The organism is Pandoraea norimbergensis (genome assembly GCF_001465545.3).
GTDB classification, from domain to species: domain Bacteria; phylum Pseudomonadota; class Gammaproteobacteria; order Burkholderiales; family Burkholderiaceae; genus Pandoraea; species Pandoraea norimbergensis.
On the sequence record NZ_CP013480.3, the window covers coordinates 2,288,481 to 2,308,157 of the forward strand.

At 61.9% G+C, this 19,677-nt stretch carries 14 protein-coding genes; 7 read left to right on the forward strand and 7 right to left on the reverse strand.

What is annotated here, in order from left to right; translation table 11 throughout:
• Window positions 1-185 precede the first annotated feature (185 nt).
• The 3 genes from minC to minE are packed head-to-tail and all read left to right on the forward strand — an operon-like array spanning window position 186 to window position 2,108.
• Window positions 186-983, forward strand: coding sequence for a septum site-determining protein MinC (gene minC, locus AT302_RS10115; RefSeq protein ID WP_058378332.1), 798 nt, complete (start codon window positions 186-188; stop codon window positions 981-983).
• Between the two features lie 43 nt (window positions 984-1,026).
• Window positions 1,027-1,842, forward strand: a complete 816-nt coding sequence (gene minD, locus AT302_RS10120) for a septum site-determining protein MinD (RefSeq protein WP_058378333.1) — start codon at window positions 1,027-1,029, stop codon at window positions 1,840-1,842.
• A gap of 11 nt (window positions 1,843-1,853) precedes the next feature.
• Window positions 1,854-2,108 (forward strand): cell division topological specificity factor MinE, encoded by a 255-nt coding sequence (minE, locus tag AT302_RS10125; RefSeq protein ID WP_058378334.1) that lies wholly within the window; start codon window positions 1,854-1,856, stop codon window positions 2,106-2,108.
• A gap of 147 nt (window positions 2,109-2,255) precedes the next feature.
• Here minE and AT302_RS10130 read toward each other — a convergent pair whose 3' ends face one another.
• The 7 genes from AT302_RS10130 to AT302_RS10160 all read right to left on the reverse strand — a co-directional run bounded on the left by AT302_RS10130 (window position 2,256) and on the right by AT302_RS10160 (window position 12,823).
• Window positions 2,256-3,146: a DUF1571 domain-containing protein gene (locus tag AT302_RS10130; RefSeq protein WP_084656143.1), complete on the reverse strand. Its 891-nt coding sequence runs from the start codon at window positions 3,144-3,146 to the stop codon at window positions 2,256-2,258.
• Window positions 3,147-3,250: 104 nt separating this feature from the next.
• A complete protein-coding gene (locus AT302_RS10135; RefSeq protein ID WP_058378335.1) occupies window positions 3,251-5,011 on the reverse strand; it encodes an AMP-binding protein in 1,761 nt (586 codons plus the stop codon).
• A 184-nt stretch (window positions 5,012-5,195) separates the two neighbouring features.
• Window positions 5,196-6,515, reverse strand: a complete 1,320-nt coding sequence (locus AT302_RS10140) for an acetyl-CoA C-acetyltransferase (protein ID WP_058378336.1) — start codon at window positions 6,513-6,515, stop codon at window positions 5,196-5,198.
• Entirely contained in the window at window positions 6,512-7,723 is a 1,212-nt protein-coding gene (locus tag AT302_RS10145; RefSeq protein ID WP_058378337.1) for a MaoC/PaaZ C-terminal domain-containing protein, read from the reverse strand. Before AT302_RS10145 ends, AT302_RS10140 begins: the two co-directional genes overlap by 4 nt.
• Before the next feature lie 2 nt (window positions 7,724-7,725).
• The gene (locus AT302_RS10150) at window positions 7,726-9,165 is read right to left on the reverse strand and encodes a 3-oxoacyl-ACP reductase (protein WP_058378338.1); all 1,440 of its coding nucleotides are present in this window, start codon (window positions 9,163-9,165) and stop codon (window positions 7,726-7,728) included.
• A 139-nt stretch (window positions 9,166-9,304) separates the two neighbouring features.
• Window positions 9,305-11,815, reverse strand: a complete 2,511-nt coding sequence (locus tag AT302_RS10155; protein ID WP_058378339.1) for an acyl-CoA dehydrogenase — start codon at window positions 11,813-11,815, stop codon at window positions 9,305-9,307.
• Window positions 11,816-11,965: 150 nt separating this feature from the next.
• A complete protein-coding gene (locus tag AT302_RS10160) occupies window positions 11,966-12,823 on the reverse strand; it encodes a TetR/AcrR family transcriptional regulator (RefSeq protein ID WP_237172110.1) in 858 nt (285 codons plus the stop codon).
• Between the two features lie 447 nt (window positions 12,824-13,270).
• Between AT302_RS10160 and tig the strand changes: the two genes are divergently transcribed.
• The 4 genes from tig to lon all read left to right on the forward strand — a co-directional run bounded on the left by tig (window position 13,271) and on the right by lon (window position 19,529).
• The gene (tig, locus tag AT302_RS10165) at window positions 13,271-14,611 is read left to right on the forward strand and encodes a trigger factor (protein WP_058378340.1); all 1,341 of its coding nucleotides are present in this window, start codon (window positions 13,271-13,273) and stop codon (window positions 14,609-14,611) included.
• 127 nt (window positions 14,612-14,738) lie between these two features.
• On the forward strand, window positions 14,739-15,392 hold the full coding sequence (gene clpP, locus AT302_RS10170; protein WP_170935944.1) for an ATP-dependent Clp endopeptidase proteolytic subunit ClpP: 654 nt from the start codon (window positions 14,739-14,741) through the stop codon (window positions 15,390-15,392).
• 241 nt (window positions 15,393-15,633) lie between these two features.
• Window positions 15,634-16,914 (forward strand): ATP-dependent Clp protease ATP-binding subunit ClpX, encoded by a 1,281-nt coding sequence (gene clpX / locus AT302_RS10175; protein ID WP_058378342.1) that lies wholly within the window; start codon window positions 15,634-15,636, stop codon window positions 16,912-16,914.
• A 194-nt stretch (window positions 16,915-17,108) separates the two neighbouring features.
• The gene (gene lon / locus AT302_RS10180) at window positions 17,109-19,529 is read left to right on the forward strand and encodes an endopeptidase La (RefSeq protein WP_058380233.1); all 2,421 of its coding nucleotides are present in this window, start codon (window positions 17,109-17,111) and stop codon (window positions 19,527-19,529) included.
• The last annotated feature ends 148 nt before the right edge of the window (window positions 19,530-19,677 follow it).

Consider the following 19,677-nt stretch of genomic DNA (forward strand, 5'->3'; position numbering starts at 1 on the left):
GGCGTGTCATTCAATACGTCAATAGCGTATTCAAAATGCATTGATTTGCTGCGGTGCAATAGTGACCAAAACAGCGCAAATTGCGGGGTTCGCCCGCTTATTTTGAGTTTGCTTGGGGCCGAGGGACGGTAGAATGGCCCAATTTGCCAGCAACACGCTGCCAGCAACGCGCTCATCGACCTGACATGCCGCAAAAGAAAACGCCGTACTTCGAGTTACGCAGCGGTGCCGTGGATACCCTGCATTTCGTTGTCAAGACGCCGCAACTGGATACACTGCGCACCGAATTGGCGCAACGTTTTGAAGCTACCCCGGAGTTCTTCGCTGGAGACACCGTCGCGATCGACGTGCGTCGTCTGACCGGGGCCGAGCGAGTCGCTGTCCCTGCGCTGGCCGAAATGCTGGCGGAATTCCGGATGAAGCCGATCGGCGTGGTGGCCAATGCCGACCAGACCGACTGGGCTGTGGTGGATGGCCTGCCGCGTCTGGACAGTCATGAGCGCCGTGCCCCGCGCAATGCGCGCGACGGCGACGCAGGCGGCGAGGCATCCGGCGACGCCGTGACGTCAGCAGTGGCTGCGCAATCCGCGACGAATGCGGCTAATGCGGCAAATGCGGCGAATGCGACGTTGCCGGAGCCTTCCGCAATCCCTTCGACCATCATCGACAAGCCGTTGCGTTCGGGCCAGCAGGTCTACGCAAAAGGCGATCTGATTTTGCTCGATCTGGTCAGTTATGGGGCCGAGGTGATCGCCGAAGGTAATATTCACATTTACGCGCCGCTTCGGGGGCGGGCGCTGGCCGGGGTGAAGGGCAAGCTTGATGCGCGCATCTTCTGTACCTGTCTGGAGCCTGAGCTGATTTCTATCGCCGGTATTTACCGTACCGGCGAACATGCACTGCCGCCCGATGTTCAGGGGCGCTCGGTGCAGGTGCGGCTGGTAGACGACAAACTGATTTTCGAGCCCCTCGGGCTCAAATGATTCGTAGCTAATTTCATCCTCAAGTTTGGGAAGGCATCGACAGATGGCAAAAGTGATTGTGGTGACCTCTGGCAAGGGTGGTGTCGGCAAGACGACAACCAGCGCCAGCTTTTCCGCCGGCCTCGCCTTGCAGGGGCACAAGACGGCAGTCATCGATTTCGACGTCGGCCTGCGCAATCTCGATCTCATCATGGGTTGCGAGCGCCGCGTGGTGTATGACCTGATCAATGTGATTCAGGGCGAAGCAAACCTCAACCAGGCCCTCATCAAGGACAAGGCGACCGAGAACCTGTTCATCCTGCCCGCATCGCAAACGCGCGATAAGGATGCACTCACGCAAGAAGGCGTCGAGAAGGTCATCAAGGACCTCACCGACATGGGCTTCGAGTACATCGTGTGCGATTCGCCGGCCGGTATCGAGTCGGGCGCACTGCTCGCCATGCACTTCGCTGACGAAGCGCTGGTGGTGACCAACCCGGAAGTGTCGTCGGTTCGCGATTCGGACCGCATTCTGGGCATCCTGTCGTCAAAGACGAAACGGGCCATCGAAGGCGGCGAGCCGATCAAGGAGCACCTGCTGATTACCCGCTACAACCCCAAACGCGTGAGCGACGGCCAAATGCTGTCGCTGGAAGATATTCAGGAAATTCTGCGTATCAAGCTGATCGGCGTGATTCCGGAGTCGGAATCGGTACTGCACGCGTCGAACCAGGGTACGCCTGCCATCCATCTGGAAGGCACCGACGTGGCCGACGCCTATCGCGACGTGGTGAGCCGATTCAAGGGCGAAGACAAGCCCATGCGCTTTACCGACTATCAAAAGCCGGGGCTGTTGCAGCGCATTTTCGGCTCGAAGTAAGGAGCGCGCCCATGTCCTTCCTGTCTTTCCTCCTGGGGGAGAAGAAAAAGACCGCTTCCGTCGCTAAAGAGCGCCTTCAGATTATTCTGGCGCACGAACGCTCGGGCTCGTCGCCGCCAGCAGATTATCTGCCGGCGCTGCAACGTGAGTTGGTTGCCGTCATCTCCAAGTACGTCAAGATCGCCCAAGACGACATCAAAGTCAGCGTCGAGCACCAGGACAACCTGGAAGTGCTCGAAGTGAAGATCGAACTGCCGCAGACCTGAGCGTCCGCAGTTTTTCGGTTCTCACGCACTGACCCGCGGCTCTCGGGCCGCTGATCGCCGGATAAGCGAAAGCCCGCCACCCTATTGCAGGGTGGCGGGCTTTCGTCGTTGCTCGCGCGTGAGTGTGCCGAGACTTCAGCCAATCGGTCAGAACTTGTAATCCGGGTTCTTCGGATCGAACGTCGCGTCGGTCCATTGTTCCTTGCGGACTTTCTCGAAGCGCATCTCCTCCGTTTTCTGCCCTGAAGCATCCCACGCCTCGATGCCGCGCGGCCGCCCCGTCTTCAGATCGATAAGCACGCGCGACTTGTTGGCATAGTGTTGTGGCGGCCCGGACGGAGCATCCCATTCCAGTGCCAGCACGCGCACGCCATTCACTTCGGATACCGAAATTCTAGCGGGCTTCTCCGGCAGCCCTGCGGCGCGGAAACTGCGCCCATCATGGGCAATCTGTTCCGCGATGAAGCCGAAGCCGAGATCGCGCACGGTGTGATTCGACTGCGAGCGCGCCAGCGTGCCGTCAATGCTGCTCCAGATCGACGTGAACCCGAGAATGCCGCCCAGATGGCCGTACATCTCTTTCGGGTTCTTGTTCTCGTCGTAGATGATTTCCTGACCGCTGTGGGCACCGTCAGGCAGCCACTTGGTATAGATCTGCAAGGGCTTCTCGCGAATCTTCACGAGCATGCGGTCGGGCGTGGTTTGCCATTGGTTGTTGATGCGTTCGTGTCGCGTCAGCTCGTATTGGTACTCGGGCATCGCGGCCGACTCGGCTTTGAGAAAGCGCACGAGGGCTTCGGGGTTGAGCGCCTGCATGCCGGCGACGATGGCGTCGTCGCTCATTTTCGCGAGTTCGCCGCTCTTGATGGTTTGCGAGAGCCATTGCGTTTGCTGTGCGACGGGCATCGCGGCGAGTTTGGCGACGTCTGCATCGCTGGTCTGTGCGTTGACGTTGGGCCCGGTGAGCATGCCGATGGCAATCGCAAGCGGTGCGAGGGCAATGCCCAGCCGCAGGCGGGGGGCGTGAAACGTGGACATGGGTTTTGTCTCCCTGAATCGACGGTAGCCTGTGCCGAGATGACACAGGGCAGGCCGCACGGCGCACGCAGGGGTTGCCCGCGTGACGCGCCGCGCGACGCCGGTCATGCGTGCGGGGGTGGGGGCGCCGCAGGCGTGGCCTCGGCCGGTCCCGGCTCGCGCAGTTCGCGCCGCAGGATCTTGCCGACGGTCGTCTTGGGCAGTTCGCCCTGACGGAATTCAACGATGCGCGGCACCTTGTAAGCGGTCAGGTGCTCGCGGCAGTGGGCGAGCAGTGCCTCCGCGGTGAGTTGAGGGTCCTTGGCGACCACGACGAGCTTCACGCGCTCGCCGGCCACCGGGTCGGGCACGCCGACGACGGCGGCTTCGCGCACGCCTGGGTGAAGTGCCACGACGTCCTCGATCTCGTTGGGATAGACGTTGAAGCCCGAGACGAGAATCATGTCTTTCTTGCGGTCGATGAGCCGAACGAAACCGTTCGCATCCATCACGCCGATATCGCCGGTCAGCAGCCAGCCGTCGGCATCGAAGGTCTTCGCCGTATCTTCGGGGCGTTGCCAATAGCCGCGCATGACCTGCGGCCCGCGCACGCAAAGCTCACCCGGCTCGCCGAGGCCGGCCCACGTGCCGTCGTCGCGCTTGAAGCGCACGTCGGTCGACGGCGCAGGCAGGCCGATGGAGCCGGAGAATTCCATGTCGTCGATGTGGGCGAGATCGATCGGGTTCATCGTGACGATTGGCGAACATTCCGTGAGGCCGTAGCCCTCGATAATCGGCTTGCCGGTGACCTGTTTCCAGCGCTCGGCAATCGCGCGTTGCGTGGCCATGCCGCCTGCGAGCGAGAGCTTGAGCTTCGAAAAATCGCGAGCGCGGAATCCTTCGTCTTCCAGCAGGCCGTTGAACAGCGTGTTGACGCCCGCCACACCGGAGAAGGTCTCGTTGCGGATGATGTACACGACCTTCTTCACGTCACGCGGGTTGGCAATCAGGATGTTGCGCCCGCCCAGACTCATGAACATCAGGCAGTTCACGGTCAGTGAAAAGATGTGATACATCGGCAGCAACGACAAGTTCGTCTCAATCTCGTCGGTGAGCTGATCGGCAATCCACGCCTCGGCTTGCAGCAGGTTGGCGAGCACGTTGCCGTGCGTGAGCATGGCGCCTTTCGCGAGTCCGGTTGTGCCCCCGGTGTATTGCAGAAAGGCCAGATCGTCGCGGGTCAGCGGCACGGGCGTGAGTCCCTGTGCGGTGCGTGCTTTAGCGCCTTCTGCCAGTGCGTGCTTGATAGAGATGGCTTGCGGTAGATCGTACGGCGGCACTTGTTTTGCCACGCGCCGCATGATGAAGTTCACCAGCCGCCCCTTGGCATTCAGCCCCTCGCTAAGCAGGTCGCCGATTTGCGTGACGACGACGTCACGCACTTCAGTGCCGGGGAGCGATGCCTGCAACGTCTTCGCGAAATTCTCGAACACCACGATCGTGCGTGCGCCGCTGTCGCGCAACTGATGCGAGAGCTCGCGCACGGTGTAGAGCGGGTTGACGTTCACGACGACGGCGCCAGCAATCAGCGTGCCGAACAGGCAGATTGGGTACTGAAGGCAGTTGGGCATCATCAGCGCCACGCGGTCGCCCTTGCGCACGCCTCGCGATTGCAGCCACGCGGCAAACGCACGCGCCTGCTTTTCCACCTGCGCATAGGTGATGTCGCTGCCGAGGCTCACAAATGCGGCGCGTTCGCGGTACTTGCCGATCCACTCGTCGAAAGCCTGCACGAGCGATTCGTAACGCGTGACATCGATTTCCGCGGGCACGCCTGCCGGATAGGTGTTGAGCCACACGCGTTCTTGTTGAACAGCTTGGTCCATCTTCTCCTCCTCCCTGAGGTTGTGTCCTGTCGATCTGCGTGTTTGTATCAGCGGTTCACCGGCGGCCCATTTCTCGGGCTCTTTCGGTTTCGAACACGCGTGACGCAGACGACGATGCTTTGCAGTCGCTTATGCCCCTTACGTTCCTTATGTTCCTAACTTGCGTTGGTGCTCCTGATCTCGCTCAGCGCTCCAGAATCGCAACGACGCCCTGACCACCAGCGGCACAGATCGAAATCAACCCGCGTCCGCCGCCGCGCTGCGCGAGCAACTTGGCGAGCGTGGCCAAAATGCGTCCGCCGGTCGCCGCAAATGGATGGCCGCAGGCGAGCGAGCTGCCATTCACGTTGAGCCGCTGACGGTCGATGCTGCCCAGCGGCGCAGAAAGGCCCAGCTTGTCGCGGCAGTACTGCGGGTCTTCCCACGCTTTGAGGGTGCAGAGCACCTGTGCGGCGAAGGCCTCGTGAATCTCGTAGAAGTCGAAGTCCTGAAGCGTGAGCCCGGCTTGCGCCAGCATGCGCGGTACGGCATAGGCAGGGGCCATCAGCAGGCCTTCGCGTTGGCTTTCGTCGGGGTTGAAGAAGTCGACGGCGGCGGTTTGCGAATACGTGAGATAGGCGAGCACCGGAATGTCGTGCGCGCGCGCCCAATCTTCGCTGGCCAGCAGCACGCATGACGCGCCATCGGTGAGCGGCGTGGAGTTGCCGGCGGTCAGCGTGCCTGTCGCGCTGCGGTCGAATACCGGCTTGAGGCTTTCGAGCTTTTCCAGCGTCAGGTCGGGGCGCAGATTGTTGTCGCGTTGCAGGTTGCGGAACGGCGTCATCAGATCGAGGAAGAAGCCGCGCTCGTAGGCCTCGGCCAGATGCTCATGGCTCGCCAGCGTGAGCGCGTCCTGCGCCGCGCGTTCGATCTGCCAGCGTTTGGCCATCAACTCACAGTGTTCGCCCATCGACAGGCCCGTGCGCGGCTCGCCGTTGCGAGGCAACGAGGGGCTGAACAACATACCCGGGCGCACTTTGGCAAACGCCCCGAGCTTGCCGCCGGTGCTGCGCTGACGATTCGCTTCGAGCAGAATTTTGCGCAGTTGTTCGTTCACGCCGATGGGCGCGTCCGAGGCTGTGTCGACACCGCCGGCAATGGCCACGTCGATCTGACCCAGCGCGATCTTGTTGCCGGTGAGGATCGCCGTCTCAAGCCCTGTGCCGCACGCTTGCTGCACGTCGTAGGCCGGCGTTTGTGGCGCGAGCGTGGTGGAGAGCACCGATTCGCGCGTCAGGTTGAAGTCGCGGGCGTGCTTGAGCACGGCACCGGCGGCAACTTCGCCAAGCGTTTGACTATGCAGCGAGAAGCGGTCGACGAGGCCTTGAATGGCTGCCGTGAGCATGTCCTGATTCGAGGCGGTCGCGTACGCGGTGTTCGAACGCGCAAACGGAATGCGATTGCCGCCGAGAATCGCGACGCGGCGCAAGGCAGGGGCAGGCGCGGTGGGTTTGAAGGCGCTCATGAACGGTCCGGGGTTGTCGATGTGGTTGGGGAGGTCGTGGGAAGGCTGCTGGGATCAGTGGCTGCGGCGGCCTCGGTGGCCGGCGCCGCATCGAACGACTGCCAGCGTCCGCGTAGATGCGGCACGGTGCCGGTGGCGTCGCGCAGTTCGAACACATTACCCGCCGAGTGGGGTGTATCGAGCGTGCTGACCCATTTGGTGGCGGTGCTGCGCTCACGCCAGAGGGTGGCTTCGCCGGGCAGCCGCAACGGGGTCTTGAATTCCACCAGCAAGTCGAGTTGGTCGCCGGCTTGTGCGGGCAATACGGTCGCGAGCGAGCGCGCAAAACTCCACATGCCGTGGATGATCGGTCGCTCGAAACCAAACAGTTTCGCCGTGAGCGGCCACAGGTGAATCGGGTTGTAGTCGCCAGAAACGCGCGCGTAGCGGCGGCCGAGATCGGCAGGGGCCAGAAATTTCTCCGACGTCACCAGCGTCGCATCCGCGCGAAGTTCGCTTCGATACGGTGCGCCGACCGGGTCTTTGACGCCGGTGCGCAAGTAGAGACTTTCACCCGTCCAGACGATATTGCCGTCGCGGCGCGCGGTCGTCAGCACCGTGAACACTTGGCCCTTGTCGTGCGCGTACAGCGCGCCACATTGCACGTGCAAATCGAGACGATCGCCGACCGATAAGCGGGCGAACTGACGGTTGTGGTTCGCCAGATGCACCATGCCGAGCATGGCGAACGGAAACGCGCGGTCGGTCATCAGCAGCATGTGCTGGGCGAACGCGAGCAGATGCGGCCACGTGGGCGGCACGCCGTGCGCGGGCGAGAAGCCGCACAGGCTAGCGTAGCGGGCGATGTCGTCAGCGTCGAGCCGCACGTCGCGGCGTTCGAAGGCAATCGACGGCATCGGTTGTGCGCGGGCCGGTTTTCGCGACGAGCCCAGCGCGCGCAGATAGAGCATCAGCGGCGACGGCGGGTGGGTGACGTTGCGGACGTCTTGGGCGAGTAGCGTGTCGGGCCAGATGGCGGACCACAGCGTCGCTGGCGTGATTTGCGACGGCGAGCCATGACCGGGGGATGCACCGACGCGCGCAGCGGGAGCGTCAGGCGGGGTGCCGCCGGCGCCGCTACTTGCCTGCGCACGTGATGAAGTGGCCGACTCGCCTGGGACATCCACAGCATCTACCGCGTCTTGCGAAGACAAATGGTCGTCGGGCATGGTCACGCTCCCAGCAGACTTTGGCCACACACGCGCACGACCTGTCCGGTCAGCGCCCCCGATGCCGGATGGGCCAGCCACGCGATTGTCTCGGCAACGTCGACCGGCTGACCGCCTTGTCCCAGCGAATTCATGCGCCGGCCCGCCTCGCGAATCGCGAACGGCACGGCGGCGGTCATTTGCGTTTCGATAAATCCCGGCGCAACGGCGTTGATGCTCATGTGCCGTTCTGCAAGCAACGGCGCCCACGCTTCAACCATGCCGATGACGGCCGCTTTCGACGCGGCGTAATTCGTCTGGCCCCGGTTGCCCGCAATGCCGCTGATCGACGCCACGCCGACAATCCGGGCCCGCTCGCGCAACGTGCCGGCTTCGAGTAGCGCAGCGTTCAGCCGTTGCGGTGCACCGACGTTGATGTCGAGCACGCTCTGCCATTGCGCTTCGCTCATGCGGGCAAGCGTTTTGTCGCGCGTGATGCCGGCGTTGTGCACGAGGATGTCGAGGCCCGCCGGGGCGACGACGGACAGATGCGCCCTGAGGATGGCTGCGGCGTCCGGCGCGGCGATGTCGCAACTCAACGGACTGCCGCCCAACCTTGTCGCCACGGCGCTAAGGGCTTCCTGCGCAGAGGGGATGTCGACGCACACCACATGCGCGCCGTCGCGGGCCAGCACGGTCGCAATGGCCTCACCGATGCCGCGCGCGGCGCCGGTGACGACGGCGGTCTGCCCCGTGAGCGGACGCTGGTCGCGCATGGGCGGTGTTTCGAAGACAGGGTCTTGCAAGGTAGCGACCTGACCGCTGACGTAAGCCGCGCGTGGCGAGAGGAAGAAGCGAAGCGTCGAGTGCAGCGATTCGCGGGCGGCTGGCGCGACATAGAGCAACTGGGCGGTGGCGCCGCGTTTGAGTTCTTTTGCCAGTGAGCGGACGAAGCCTTCGAGCGCACGCTGGGCGGTGCTGGCTTGCGGCGTCGCGGCGAGATGCGGCGGCAGGCCGAACACGAGCACGCGCGCGCAGCGATCCAGCGAGGCGAGCGTGTCGTGGAAGAAGGTGTAGAGCGAGGTGAGCGCATCGGTACTGGTGATCGCGCTGGCGTCGAAGATCAGGGCTTTCGGACGCACACCCTCGGCAGCATTGAAACGCCCGCTCATGGTGCCGGCCTGATTGGCGCGGGAAATCCAGTCGAGTCGATCGGCATGCGCGAGACTCGGCACACCCAGCCAGTGCAACTCGCGCGCGAGCGTGGGTAACAGCGGCGCATCGCCCGCGCCACCCACAACGGCCAGCGGCGGCGAGATGGCGTGTGCCGAGGCTTCGGCATCGGGTTCGCCGTAGGCGGGCATGCGCTCGAGCGGAACAGGGCGGGGCAGCCCCAGCGCATTGGCCAGCTTGCTGCCCACAGCGGAGTTGGCAAAGGCGAGGTATCGGTCGGACGTCGTCACGGCGCTAAGATCCTTTGGCGATGTTGGTCAGCGTCTTTCGGGGGCGCCGGTGTGGTGATGCGTCGATACGTGGGGACGTTGATGCATCGACGTATCGGTTCCACCGTGCAATTGCACAAGCCTGCAAGCGCGCAGGCGACTATGTCGTCGCCTCGTGCGTTACCGCTTCGCCAGCATCATCATTCTGTTTCGACTGACGCACGTCGGCAGCGCGGCCGAAGTCTGCCGGGAAGTCATCGACCGCCACTGCTCGCGCGGCATAGTCCGCGTATTGCGCGAGCGTGCGTTGCTCTTGCGCGGTGATGAGTTGCAGCCGGGCGGCGTTCTCCACCCATTCGGAGAATTCGGGCAGGCTCTGCGGCATCGTCGGCAAGCGGCCTTCCTTCACGGCGGTGCGCAGGCGTTGTTCGATGACGGTGACTTGCGGCGTCATCTTGAAAACGATCTCGCCATAGGCCAGTTCATCGATCTCGGGACGCGGCGAGTAGCTGCCCGCAATCAGGCGCTCGCGAGCATCGCCCGGCGTTTGCATCAACTCGGCCACCTTGGCGGCGAGCGCGTCGGAAGGTTTGGCATACGGCAGGCCGAGCGGGGTGAGCTTCCAGCGCATCCACCACGCGACAGGTCGCGACGGGTAGTTTGCCAGCACGCCTTCGAAGGCTTCGCGGGCTTGCCAGAGCGCGTCCTGCGCGGCCCAGTGCACGAGCGGCAGGTCGGCCTCGGGACGTCCTTCGTCCTCGAAACGCTTGAGCGTGGCGGTAAGCAGGAACAACTGCGAGAGGATGTCGCCCAGACGGCCCGTGATGCTCTCGCGGCGCTTGAGCGAGCCGCCCAGCACGGCCATCGAGACGTCCGATGCAATCGCCAGCAGTGTGGACATGCGGTTCGCGCCCCGGTAGTAGGCGTGCAGTTCCGGTGCGGCGGCCGATGGCACGGCCGAGAAGCGCGCCTGTGTGATGCCCTGCAAGGCGCCGCGCACGATGTTGCTGGTGACGAACGTGAGGTGCCCGAACAGGGCGTCGTCGAATGCGCGCACGGCAGTGGTGTGGTCTTCCGTCTGCGCGGCGGCCAGTTCCTTCAGCACATACGGATGGCAGCGAATTGCACCCTGGCCGAAGATCATCAGGCAGCGCGTCATGATGTTGGCGCCCTCGACGGTGATCGACACCGGAATCTGCTGATAGGCGCGGGCCAGGAAGTTGTTCGGACCCATGCAGATGCCTTTGCCCGCGACGACGTCCATGCCGTCGTTGACGACTTTGCGCGCGCGCTCGGTCACGTGGTACTTCGCAATGGCCGAGATGACGGACGGCTTCTCGCCAAGGTCGACCGCCAGCGCGGCCATGCGGCGTGCGGCGTCCATTGCATAGAGATTGCCGGCCATGCGTGCGAGGGCTTCCTGCACGCCTTCGAACTTGCCGATGGGCGTGCGGAACTGGCGACGCACGGCCGCGTAAGCGCCCGTGGCGCGCACGGCAATCTTCGAATAGCCGACATTGGACGACGGCAGCGAGATGGCGCGACCGGCCGCAAGACACTCCATGAGCATGCGCCAGCCCTTGCCGACCTGCGGTTGACCACCGATGACCCAGTCGAGCGGAATGAACACGTCCTTGCCGGAATTCGGGCCGTTCTGGAATACCGCGTTGAGCGGCCAGTGACGGCGCCCGATGACCACGCCCGGATGATTCGTCGGAATCAGTGCGCAGGTGATGCCGGGCTCGTCATCGCTGCTGAGCAGGTGGTCGGGGTCGAGCGCGCGGAAGGCGAGGCCGAGCACCGTGGCAATCGGTCCGAGCGTGATGTAGCGCTTGTTCCACGTCACGCGAAAGCCGAGCGTTTCGCGGCCTTCGAAGGTGCCGCGGCAGACGATGCCGACGTCGGGGATGGCAGCGGCGTCCGAACCGGCATAGGGGCTCGTGAGGGCAAAGCAGGGGATCTCGTCACCCTTCGCCAGACGCGGGAGGTAGTAGTTCTTCTGCGCTTCGGTGCCATAGTGGAGCAGCAGTTCCGCCGGGCCGAGCGAGTTGGGCACCATGACCGAGACGGCCGCCGCCGAGCAGCGCGATGCCAGTTTCATCACGACTTGTGAGTGCGCAAACGCGGAGAATTCGAGGCCCCCGTAGCGCTTGGGAATGATCATGCCGAGAAAGCCCGCTTCCTTGGCGTATTGCCATGCTTTGGGCGGCAGGTCTTGCCAGACTTGCGTGCTCTCCCAGTCGTTGGACAGATCGCACAGATGCTCGACCTGATCGTCCATGAACGCCTGTTCTTCCGTCGAGAGCTTTGGGGCAGGGAACGCCGAGAATTTCTGCCAGTCGGGACGCCCCGAGAACAAGTCGGCATCCCACCAGACGCTGCCGGCTTCGATGGCATCTTTTTCGGTATCCGACATTTCCGGCATGATGGTGCGGAATTTGGCGAGCATGGGGGCGGTGACCCATGCACGGCGCAACGGTCCGACGCTCAGTACGAGCGACGGCAAGATGAACATGATGGCCAGAATGACGGTGGCGGCTGGGCCGGTCAGTTCGGCGGCGGCACCTGCGCCAACCCAGACGACAGTGGCGATCAGCCACTGCCAAGCATGCGCACGATAGAGGAGCAGGGCGCTCACTCCGGCGATAAACGCGAGAATCCATAGGACCATCATGTCTTCCTCCCTTTCGGTACGGCCTTCCTGCGGAAATGGGCCCGCCTGAGCGGGCGCGCTAGCGCGGGGGCTGTCATCGTTGAGCCGTCTGACGGCGCGCGGTGTGTGGCGCGCCGGCGACGGCTTCTTGTCAGACCATCTGGCGCGTTATTGGTGCGCCATGTCGTTTTCGTTCTGGGTCTGGCCGGTGCCGCTACCGCTTCCGCTACCGCTACCCGGCCGTGCGTTCGACGCATCGTCCCCGGATCCACCCGGTTCGATGTGACCGGCTTCCCGGGGCGGGGTGACGTCGGCATCCTTCGCGAGCGCGAAGACGGCGGCGAAGCTCGCCAGTTGCTCTTCGCCCGGCATCGGCGCTTTGAGCGCGGCAACCATCAGTGCGGTCAGACGGGCCACCACTTGCAGATCGCCCATCGGTTGGCCTTGGGCGAACGTGTCAATCAGGCGTGTGGTGTCGCTGCTGGCGAGCACGCCGGAAAGTGCCTGTAACGCGAAATGCAGACGCCAGCCCAATTCCTGACGCGGCAGTTCCGGCAGAGCACGTGCGAAAGCCTCGAAGAAACGCTCGAAGACCGGCGCGTAGTGCTGTTGCAGATAGTCGCGAATGAACGGCGAAGGGTCGGCGTAGACGCGCCCGAGCAGGCGCAGGAACGCTGGGCCGCCGATGTCGCGATGATGAGAAATGGCCAACGCGGGAATGAACATGGCCCCCAGCACGTGCTCACAGGTGAGCTTGGGCGCGGGCCACGCAGACTCGGCACGCGTGAGCAGGGCAAGACGCTCGTCGTTGAGCCGGTCGAGCCGGCGCGACAACATGGCCTGTAGCAGCGTTTCCTTGCTGCCGAAGTGATAGTTCACGGCGGCCAGATTGACCTCGGCGCGCGATGTGATCTGGCGCAAGGACATGGCTTCGTAGCCGTATTCGATGAAAAGGTCTTCTGCGGCATCGAGGATGCGCAGTTTGGTATCACCGGCTTGTCGGCCGGCCGACGGGCGAGGGCTCACGACGAACCTCCATTGGGACGCGACACAGCGTCACGTCATATAGATGAACTTTCGTTTCATTCAAACGTTCGATTGAATCGTAGGCGGGGAATGTCCATCTCCCAAGATCTTTTTCTGGACGTCGCCCTCTAATGCTCAGTCCTGGGCCGTGGACAGGCGTGCTGGCGTACGCAGAAGCGCATTTGGGGCACTGAATCGGGGGTGGGATAGGCGGGTTTGCCCGATTTCTCCGATTTCGGGCCGAAAGTCTGGAGGCGTGGCAATAGTTTGCTAAAATGTCCCGCTTTACGTGCAAGACCATTTGGCGCTACCCCGATTCGTCGGGGGCGGAGGGAAGCCGGCAAGTCATTGCCGGTTCCGGCCCAAGGTTGATTAACTGACTGGGTCCGCTTGCGGCATTTCCCTCGCCGCAACACAGAACGACCCTCTGGATGGATGAATATCCTCATGACTATCTCTGTTGAAAACCTCGGCAAGCTCGAGCGTCGCTTTACCATCGCCCTGCCCAAGCAGGAAGTCGAGAAAGAAGTTGCAGCTCGCATTCAGAAGCTGTCGAAGACGGTGCGCATGCCGGGTTTCCGCCCGGGTAAGGTGCCCCTGAAGATGGTCACCCAGCAATACGGTGGTCAGGTCGAAGCCGAAGTCGTCAGCGACAAGGTCGGTCAGCAATTCTTCGAAGTCAGCAAGGCGCAAGACCTGCGCGTCGCTGGCCAGCCGCGTTTCGCGCCGAAGGCTGACGGTGCCGACACCGAATACGCATTCGACGCCACGTTCGAAATCTACCCGGAAGTGAAGATCGGTGACCTGGCCACGGCCGAAGTCAACCGCACGACGACCGACGTCTCGGAAGCCGAAATCGATCGCACGATCGACATTCTGCGCAAGCAACGCGTGCACTACCACGTGCGCGGCGAAGCCGGTGCTCACGGCGACGGCGGCACGGTGGAAGCCAAGGAAGGCGACCGCGTGACGGTCGACTTCGTCGGCAAGATCGACGGCGAAGTGTTCGCTGGCGGTTCGGCTGAAGACTTCGTGTTCGTGCTCGGCGAAGGCCGCATGCTGCCGGAGTTCGAAAAGGCAACGCTGGGTCTGAAGGTTGGCGAGTCGAAGGAGTTCGAGCTCAAGTTCCCGGACGAGTACCACGGCAAGGAAGTCGCCGGCAAGACGGCAACGTTTACCGTGACGCTCAAGAAGGTTGAGTGGGCACACCTGCCGGAAGTCGACACCGAGTTCGCCAAGTCGCTCGGCATCGCCGACGGCAGCATCGAGAAGATGCGCGCCGACATCAAGGAAAACCTGTCGCGCGAAGTGAAGCGTCGCACGCAGGCGCTCCTCAAAGATCAAGTGATGAATGCACTGATCTCGGTCTCGGAACTCGACGTGCCGAACGCACTGGTCGAACAAGATCAAGAACGTCTGGTGGCGATGGCCCGTCAGGATCTGGCGCAACGTGGCGTGCCGAACGCCGGCAACGTGCCGATCCCGGCTGAAATGTTCAAGGAACAAGCCGAGCGCCGCGTCAAGCTGGGCCTGATTCTGGCTGAACTGGTCAAGCAAAACGACCTGCAAGCCAAGCCGGAACAAATCAAGGCCGAAGTCGAAGAGTTCGCAAAGAGCTACGAAGACCCGCAAGAAGTCGTCCGCTGGTACTATGGCGATCAGCAGCGCATGGCGGAGATGGAAGGTTTCGTCGTCGAGAACAACGTTGTTGAGTTCGTCCTGAGCAAAGCGAAGGTGACGGACAAGCAAGTCAGCTTCGAAGAGCTGGCTGGCAACACGCAAAACTGATCGACCTCGATACATCGCGTTTGACCTGCTGCGGCCGCAAGGCCGCAGCAGTGTTTCCAACCGGCCTTTTCGGGCCTCCTCCCTGCGGCGCGCAAAACCATCTCGATAGAAGGGTCGAACCGTCATGATTACCCGTTCCGAATTGCTCGCCCAACTCGCTTCCCCGACGCACAACTCCGCTCTCGAATCGCAGGCCCTTGGTCTGGTGCCGATGGTCGTCGAGCAAAGTGGTCGTGGCGAACGCGCATACGATATCTACTCGCGACTCCTGAAGGAGCGCATTATTTTCATGGTGGGCGAGGTCAACGACCAGACCGCCAACCTCGTTGTCGCCCAGTTGCTGTTCCTCGAGAGCGAAAATCCGGACAAGGAAATCTCGATGTACATCAACTCGCCGGGTGGTTCGGTTTCGGCCGGCCTGGCAATGTACGACACGATGCAGTTCGTCAAACCGGCCGTCTCGACGCTGTGCATGGGCATGGCTGCCAGCATGGGCGCGTTTCTGCTGGCCGCGGGCGAGAAGGGCAAGCGTTTCGCGCTGCCGAACGCCCGGATCATGATTCACCAGCCGTTGGGCGGTGCACGTGGTCAGGCGTCGGACATCGAAATCCACGCACGCGAAATCCTGCTGCTCAAGGAGCGCCTCAACAAGCTGCTCGCCGAGAACACCGGCCAGTCGCTCGAAGTCATCGCGCGCGATACCGATCGCGATAACTTCAAGTCGGCGGCGGATGCTGTCGAGTACGGGCTCATCGATCGCGTGCTGGAAAAGCGTCCCTGAGGCGTCCCTGGGCCGGTACCCGGCCCGGGCGCCTGACGGCAAAATTGGCGCGCCATCGGGTTTTTCGACATGAAAGTCCGGATGTTCGCGCCAAGTCTTTGTCGTAAAAGGAAAATTGTCGCTGTCGCGGGTGGGCCACACGCCCGCGCGGCATGGCGTTACAATGGAATTCACTATGCCGCGTTTGCCGCCCCCATCGGGGGACGACCGGGGCGCAAATTGCTAGCAGGCTGACACAGATATGGTGGATAAAAAAAGCACTTCCAACGGCGAAAAGCTACTCTACTGCTCCTTCTGCGGAAAGAGTCAGCATGAGGTCAAGAAGCTCATCGCAGGTCCGTCCGTGTTCATCTGCGACGAGTGCATTGATCTGTGCAATGAGATCATTCGCGACGAGGCCGCTGCGGCCGAAGACGAGAGCGGCAGTGGCGGCAAGTCGGATTTGCCTTCGCCGCAGGAGATTCGCGAAAGCCTCGATCAGTATGTGATCGGTCAGGATCGCGCCAAGAAGATTCTGGCGGTCGCGGTCTACAACCATTACAAACGGTTAAAGCACATCGGCGACAAGCGCGACGAGGTTGAGCTCTCCAAGAGCAACATCCTGCTGATCGGGCCGACCGGCTCGGGTAAGACGCTGCTCGCGCAAACGCTCGCCCGTCTGCTCAACGTGCCCTTCGTGATTGCCGATGCCACGACGCTGACCGAAGCCGGTTACGTCGGTGAAGACGTCGAAAACATCATCCAGAAGCTCCTGCAGAACTGCAATTACGAGATCGAGCAGGCGCAGAAGGGCATTGTTTATATTGACGAAATCGACAAGATCAGCCGCAAGTCGGACAACCCCTCGATCACGCGCGACGTGTCGGGCGAAGGTGTTCAGCAAGCGCTGCTGAAGCTCGTCGAAGGCACGATGGCTTCGGTGCCGCCGCAAGGCGGGCGCAAGCACCCGAACCAGGACTTCATCCAGGTCGACACCACGAACATCCTGTTCATCTGCGGCGGCGCTTTTGACGGTCTCGAGAAGATCATCATGAACCGCACCGAGAAGACGGGTATCGGCTTTGGTGCGACTGTCAAAACGGGCGAAGAGCGTGATGCCGGTGAACTGCTGCTCGAAACCGAGCCGGAAGATCTGATCAAATTCGGCCTGATTCCGGAACTGATCGGTCGTCTGCCGGTGGTTGCCACGTTGGGTAAGCTTGACGAGGACGCGCTGGTGACGATCCTGATCGAGCCGAAAAACGCACTGCTCAAGCAATATCAGCGCCTGTTCGCGATGGAAGGCGTCGAGCTGGAAATTCGCCCGGCAGCGCTGCATGCGGTGGCCCGCAAGGCCATCAAGCGCAAGACCGGCGCGCGTGGCCTGCGTTCGATCATCGAACAGGCACTGCTTGAAGTGATGTACGAATTGCCGTCACTCAAAGGGGTGACCAAGGTGATTCTGGACGATAACGCGATCAGTGGCGACGGCAAACCGCTCTTGATCTACCAGGAGTCGCCCAAGGTTGCCGGCTCTAATTGAACGGTCAACTCAGTGATACCCAAAGCCGTTCATGGAAACATGGACGGCTTTTTTTCCTTCATACTAGTGCCACGGGCAATGAAACCCCGAGTGGTGCACCTTACCGGCAGAAGGGTTGTTTTACCCCCTTGTAATTCCTGTCGGCGGCCTCAATTAGCTGGAACACAACGGTATCGTTAATTATGGGGAACGAGATGTCAGGCACCCAAATCCTCCCGCCCGAAGCGATTCAACTGCCCCTGTTGCCTCTGCGCGACGTGGTCGTGTTTCCGCACATGGTGATTCCCCTCTTCGTGGGGCGTCCGAAGTCGATTAAAGCGCTTGAAACCGCCATGGAAGGCGGCAAGCACATTATGCTGGTCGCCCAGAAAGCGGCCGCCAAGGATGAGCCCACGGCCAAAGATCTCTATGAGATCGGCTGCGTCGCGAACATCCTTCAAATGCTCAAACTGCCCGATGGCACCGTCAAGGTGCTGGTCGAAGGCATTCAGCGTGCACGCACCATCAGCGTGGACGAAGAAGAGACGCAATTCACGTCTGAAGTCATGCCGCTCGAACCGGATGACGGCAACTCGCCGGAATCCGAGGCGCTGCGTCGCGCCATCGTGGCGCAGTTCGATCAGTACGTGAAGCTCAACAAGAAGATTCCGCCGGAGATCCTGACCTCGCTGTCGGGCATTGACGAAGCGGGTCGGCTGGCTGACACCATCGCTGCGCACCTGCCGCTCAAGCTCGAGCAGAAGCAGAAGATTCTCGAGATGTTCCCGGTCATCGAGCGCCTCGAACATCTGCTGGCGCAACTCGAAAGCGAGATCGACATTCTCCAGGTGGAGAAGCGTATCCGCGGCCGTGTGAAGCGTCAGATGGAGAAGAGCCAGCGCGAGTACTACCTGAACGAACAGGTCAAGGCCATTCAGAAGGAACTGGGCGAAGGCGAGGAAGGTGCGGATCTCGAAGAACTCGAGAAGCGCATCAAGGGCGCTCATCTGCCCAAGGAAGCCAAGAAGAAGGCCGACGCTGAACTCAAGAAGCTCAAGCTGATGTCGCCGATGTCGGCAGAAGCGACCGTCGTGCGCAACTACATCGACACGCTGGTCGGTCTGCCGTGGCGCAAGAAGAGCAAGGTGAACAATGACCTGACGAACGCCGAGAAGGTGCTCGACGAAGACCACTTCGGTCTCGAGAAGGTCAAGGAACGCATCCTTGAGTATCTTGCTGTGCAACAGCGCGTTGACAAGGTGAAGGCGCCGATCCTGTGCCTGGTTGGGCCCCCCGGTGTTGGTAAGACGTCGCTTGGTCAGTCGATCGCTCGTGCAACGAACCGCAAGTTCGTGCGCATGGCATTGGGTGGCGTGCGCGACGAGGCCGAGATTCGCGGTCACCGCCGGACGTACATCGGTTCGATGCCGGGCAAGATTCTGCAAAGCCTGTCGAAGGTGGCTGTGCGCAATCCGCTGTTCCTGCTCGACGAAGTGGACAAGATGGGCATGGACTTCCGTGGCGATCCGAGTTCGGCGCTGCTCGAAGTGCTGGATCCGGAACAGAACCACACGTTCTCGGACCACTACGTCGAAGTCGACTTCGATCTGTCGGACGTGATGTTTGTGGCGACGTCGAACTCGCTGAACATTCCGGCACCGCTGCTCGATCGTATGGAAGTGATTCGCCTGTCGGGTTACACGGAAGACGAGAAGGTCAACATCGCCCAGCGTTATCTGCTGCCGAAGCAGAAGAAGAACAACGGGTTGAAGGAAGGCGAGATCGATCTGACCGAAGCCGCGATTCGCGACATCATTCGCTACTACACGCGTGAAGCGGGTGTGCGTTCGCTGGAACGCGAGATCTCGAAGATCTGCCGTAAGGTCGTGAAGATGTTGCTGCTCAAGAAGGTCGACGGTACGTCGATCAAGGTTGACGCAGGTAACCTCGACAACTTCCTCGGCGTTCGCAAGTTCGACTTCGGTCTGGCGATGAAGGAAAACCAGATCGGCCAGGTCACGGGTCTTGCGTGGACGGAAGTGGGCGGCGATTTGCTGACCATCGAAGCCGCGGTGATGCCGGGCAAGGGCAACATCATCCGCACCGGCTCGCTCGGCGACGTGATGAAGGAGTCGGTCGAAGCTGCACGTTCGGTGGTGCGTTCGCGCTCGCGTCGTCTGGGTGTGTCCGATGAGCAGTTCGAGAAGAAGGACATTCACATTCACGTGCCCGAAGGGGCGACGCCGAAGGACGGTCCGTCCGCCGGTATCGCGATGACCACGGCGCTCGTCTCGGTGCTCACCGGTATTCCGGTGCGTGCAGATGTGGCGATGACCGGTGAGATTACGCTGCGCGGTGAAGTGCTGCCGATCGGTGGTCTCAAGGAAAAGCTGCTCGCAGCGCATCGTGGCGGCATCAAGCTCGTGTTGATTCCGGAAGAGAACGTGAAGGATCTCGCTGAGATTCCCGATACGGTCAAGAACGCGCTGGAGATCATGCCGGTGCGCTGGATCGACAGAGTGCTGGAGTTGGCGCTGGAACATGCGCCGGCACCGCTGCCTGAGGAAGAGCCGAAGGCTGCACCGGTGACGCCGAATGCGGATGGCAGCGGCAAGCAGGAAGTCATCAAGCACTGACGTCAGCATGTGACGAGGTAAGGCGAACGGCGATCATCGATTTCGATGTCGTTCACTGAGCCGAAAGTCTGCAAAAAGCTCGGGGTTTTCCCCGGGCTTTTTTTATTCACGCAAAGTGGTCGAAAATAGCGTCCGGAAGTGATGACTC

Bases quoted from the DNA above. Each gene is read 5' to 3' on its own strand.
- minC (WP_058378332.1), top strand. From the start codon at position 186: ATGCCGCAAAAGAAAACGCCGTACTTCGAGTTACGCAGCGGTGCCGTG.
- minD (WP_058378333.1), top strand. From the start codon at position 1,027: ATGGCAAAAGTGATTGTGGTGACCTCTGGCAAGGGTGGTGTCGGCAAG.
- minE (WP_058378334.1), top strand. From the start codon at position 1,854: ATGTCCTTCCTGTCTTTCCTCCTGGGGGAGAAGAAAAAGACCGCTTCC.
- AT302_RS10130 (WP_084656143.1), bottom strand. From the start codon at position 3,146: ATGTCCACGTTTCACGCCCCCCGCCTGCGGCTGGGCATTGCCCTCGCA.
- AT302_RS10135 (WP_058378335.1), bottom strand. From the start codon at position 5,011: ATGGACCAAGCTGTTCAACAAGAACGCGTGTGGCTCAACACCTATCCG.
- AT302_RS10140 (WP_058378336.1), bottom strand. From the start codon at position 6,515: ATGAGCGCCTTCAAACCCACCGCGCCTGCCCCTGCCTTGCGCCGCGTC.
- AT302_RS10145 (WP_058378337.1), bottom strand. From the start codon at position 7,723: ATGCCCGACGACCATTTGTCTTCGCAAGACGCGGTAGATGCTGTGGAT.
- AT302_RS10155 (WP_058378339.1), bottom strand. From the start codon at position 11,815: ATGGTCCTATGGATTCTCGCGTTTATCGCCGGAGTGAGCGCCCTGCTC.
- tig (WP_058378340.1), top strand. From the start codon at position 13,271: ATGACTATCTCTGTTGAAAACCTCGGCAAGCTCGAGCGTCGCTTTACC.
- clpX (WP_058378342.1), top strand. From the start codon at position 15,634: ATGGTGGATAAAAAAAGCACTTCCAACGGCGAAAAGCTACTCTACTGC.
- lon (WP_058380233.1), top strand. From the start codon at position 17,109: ATGTCAGGCACCCAAATCCTCCCGCCCGAAGCGATTCAACTGCCCCTG.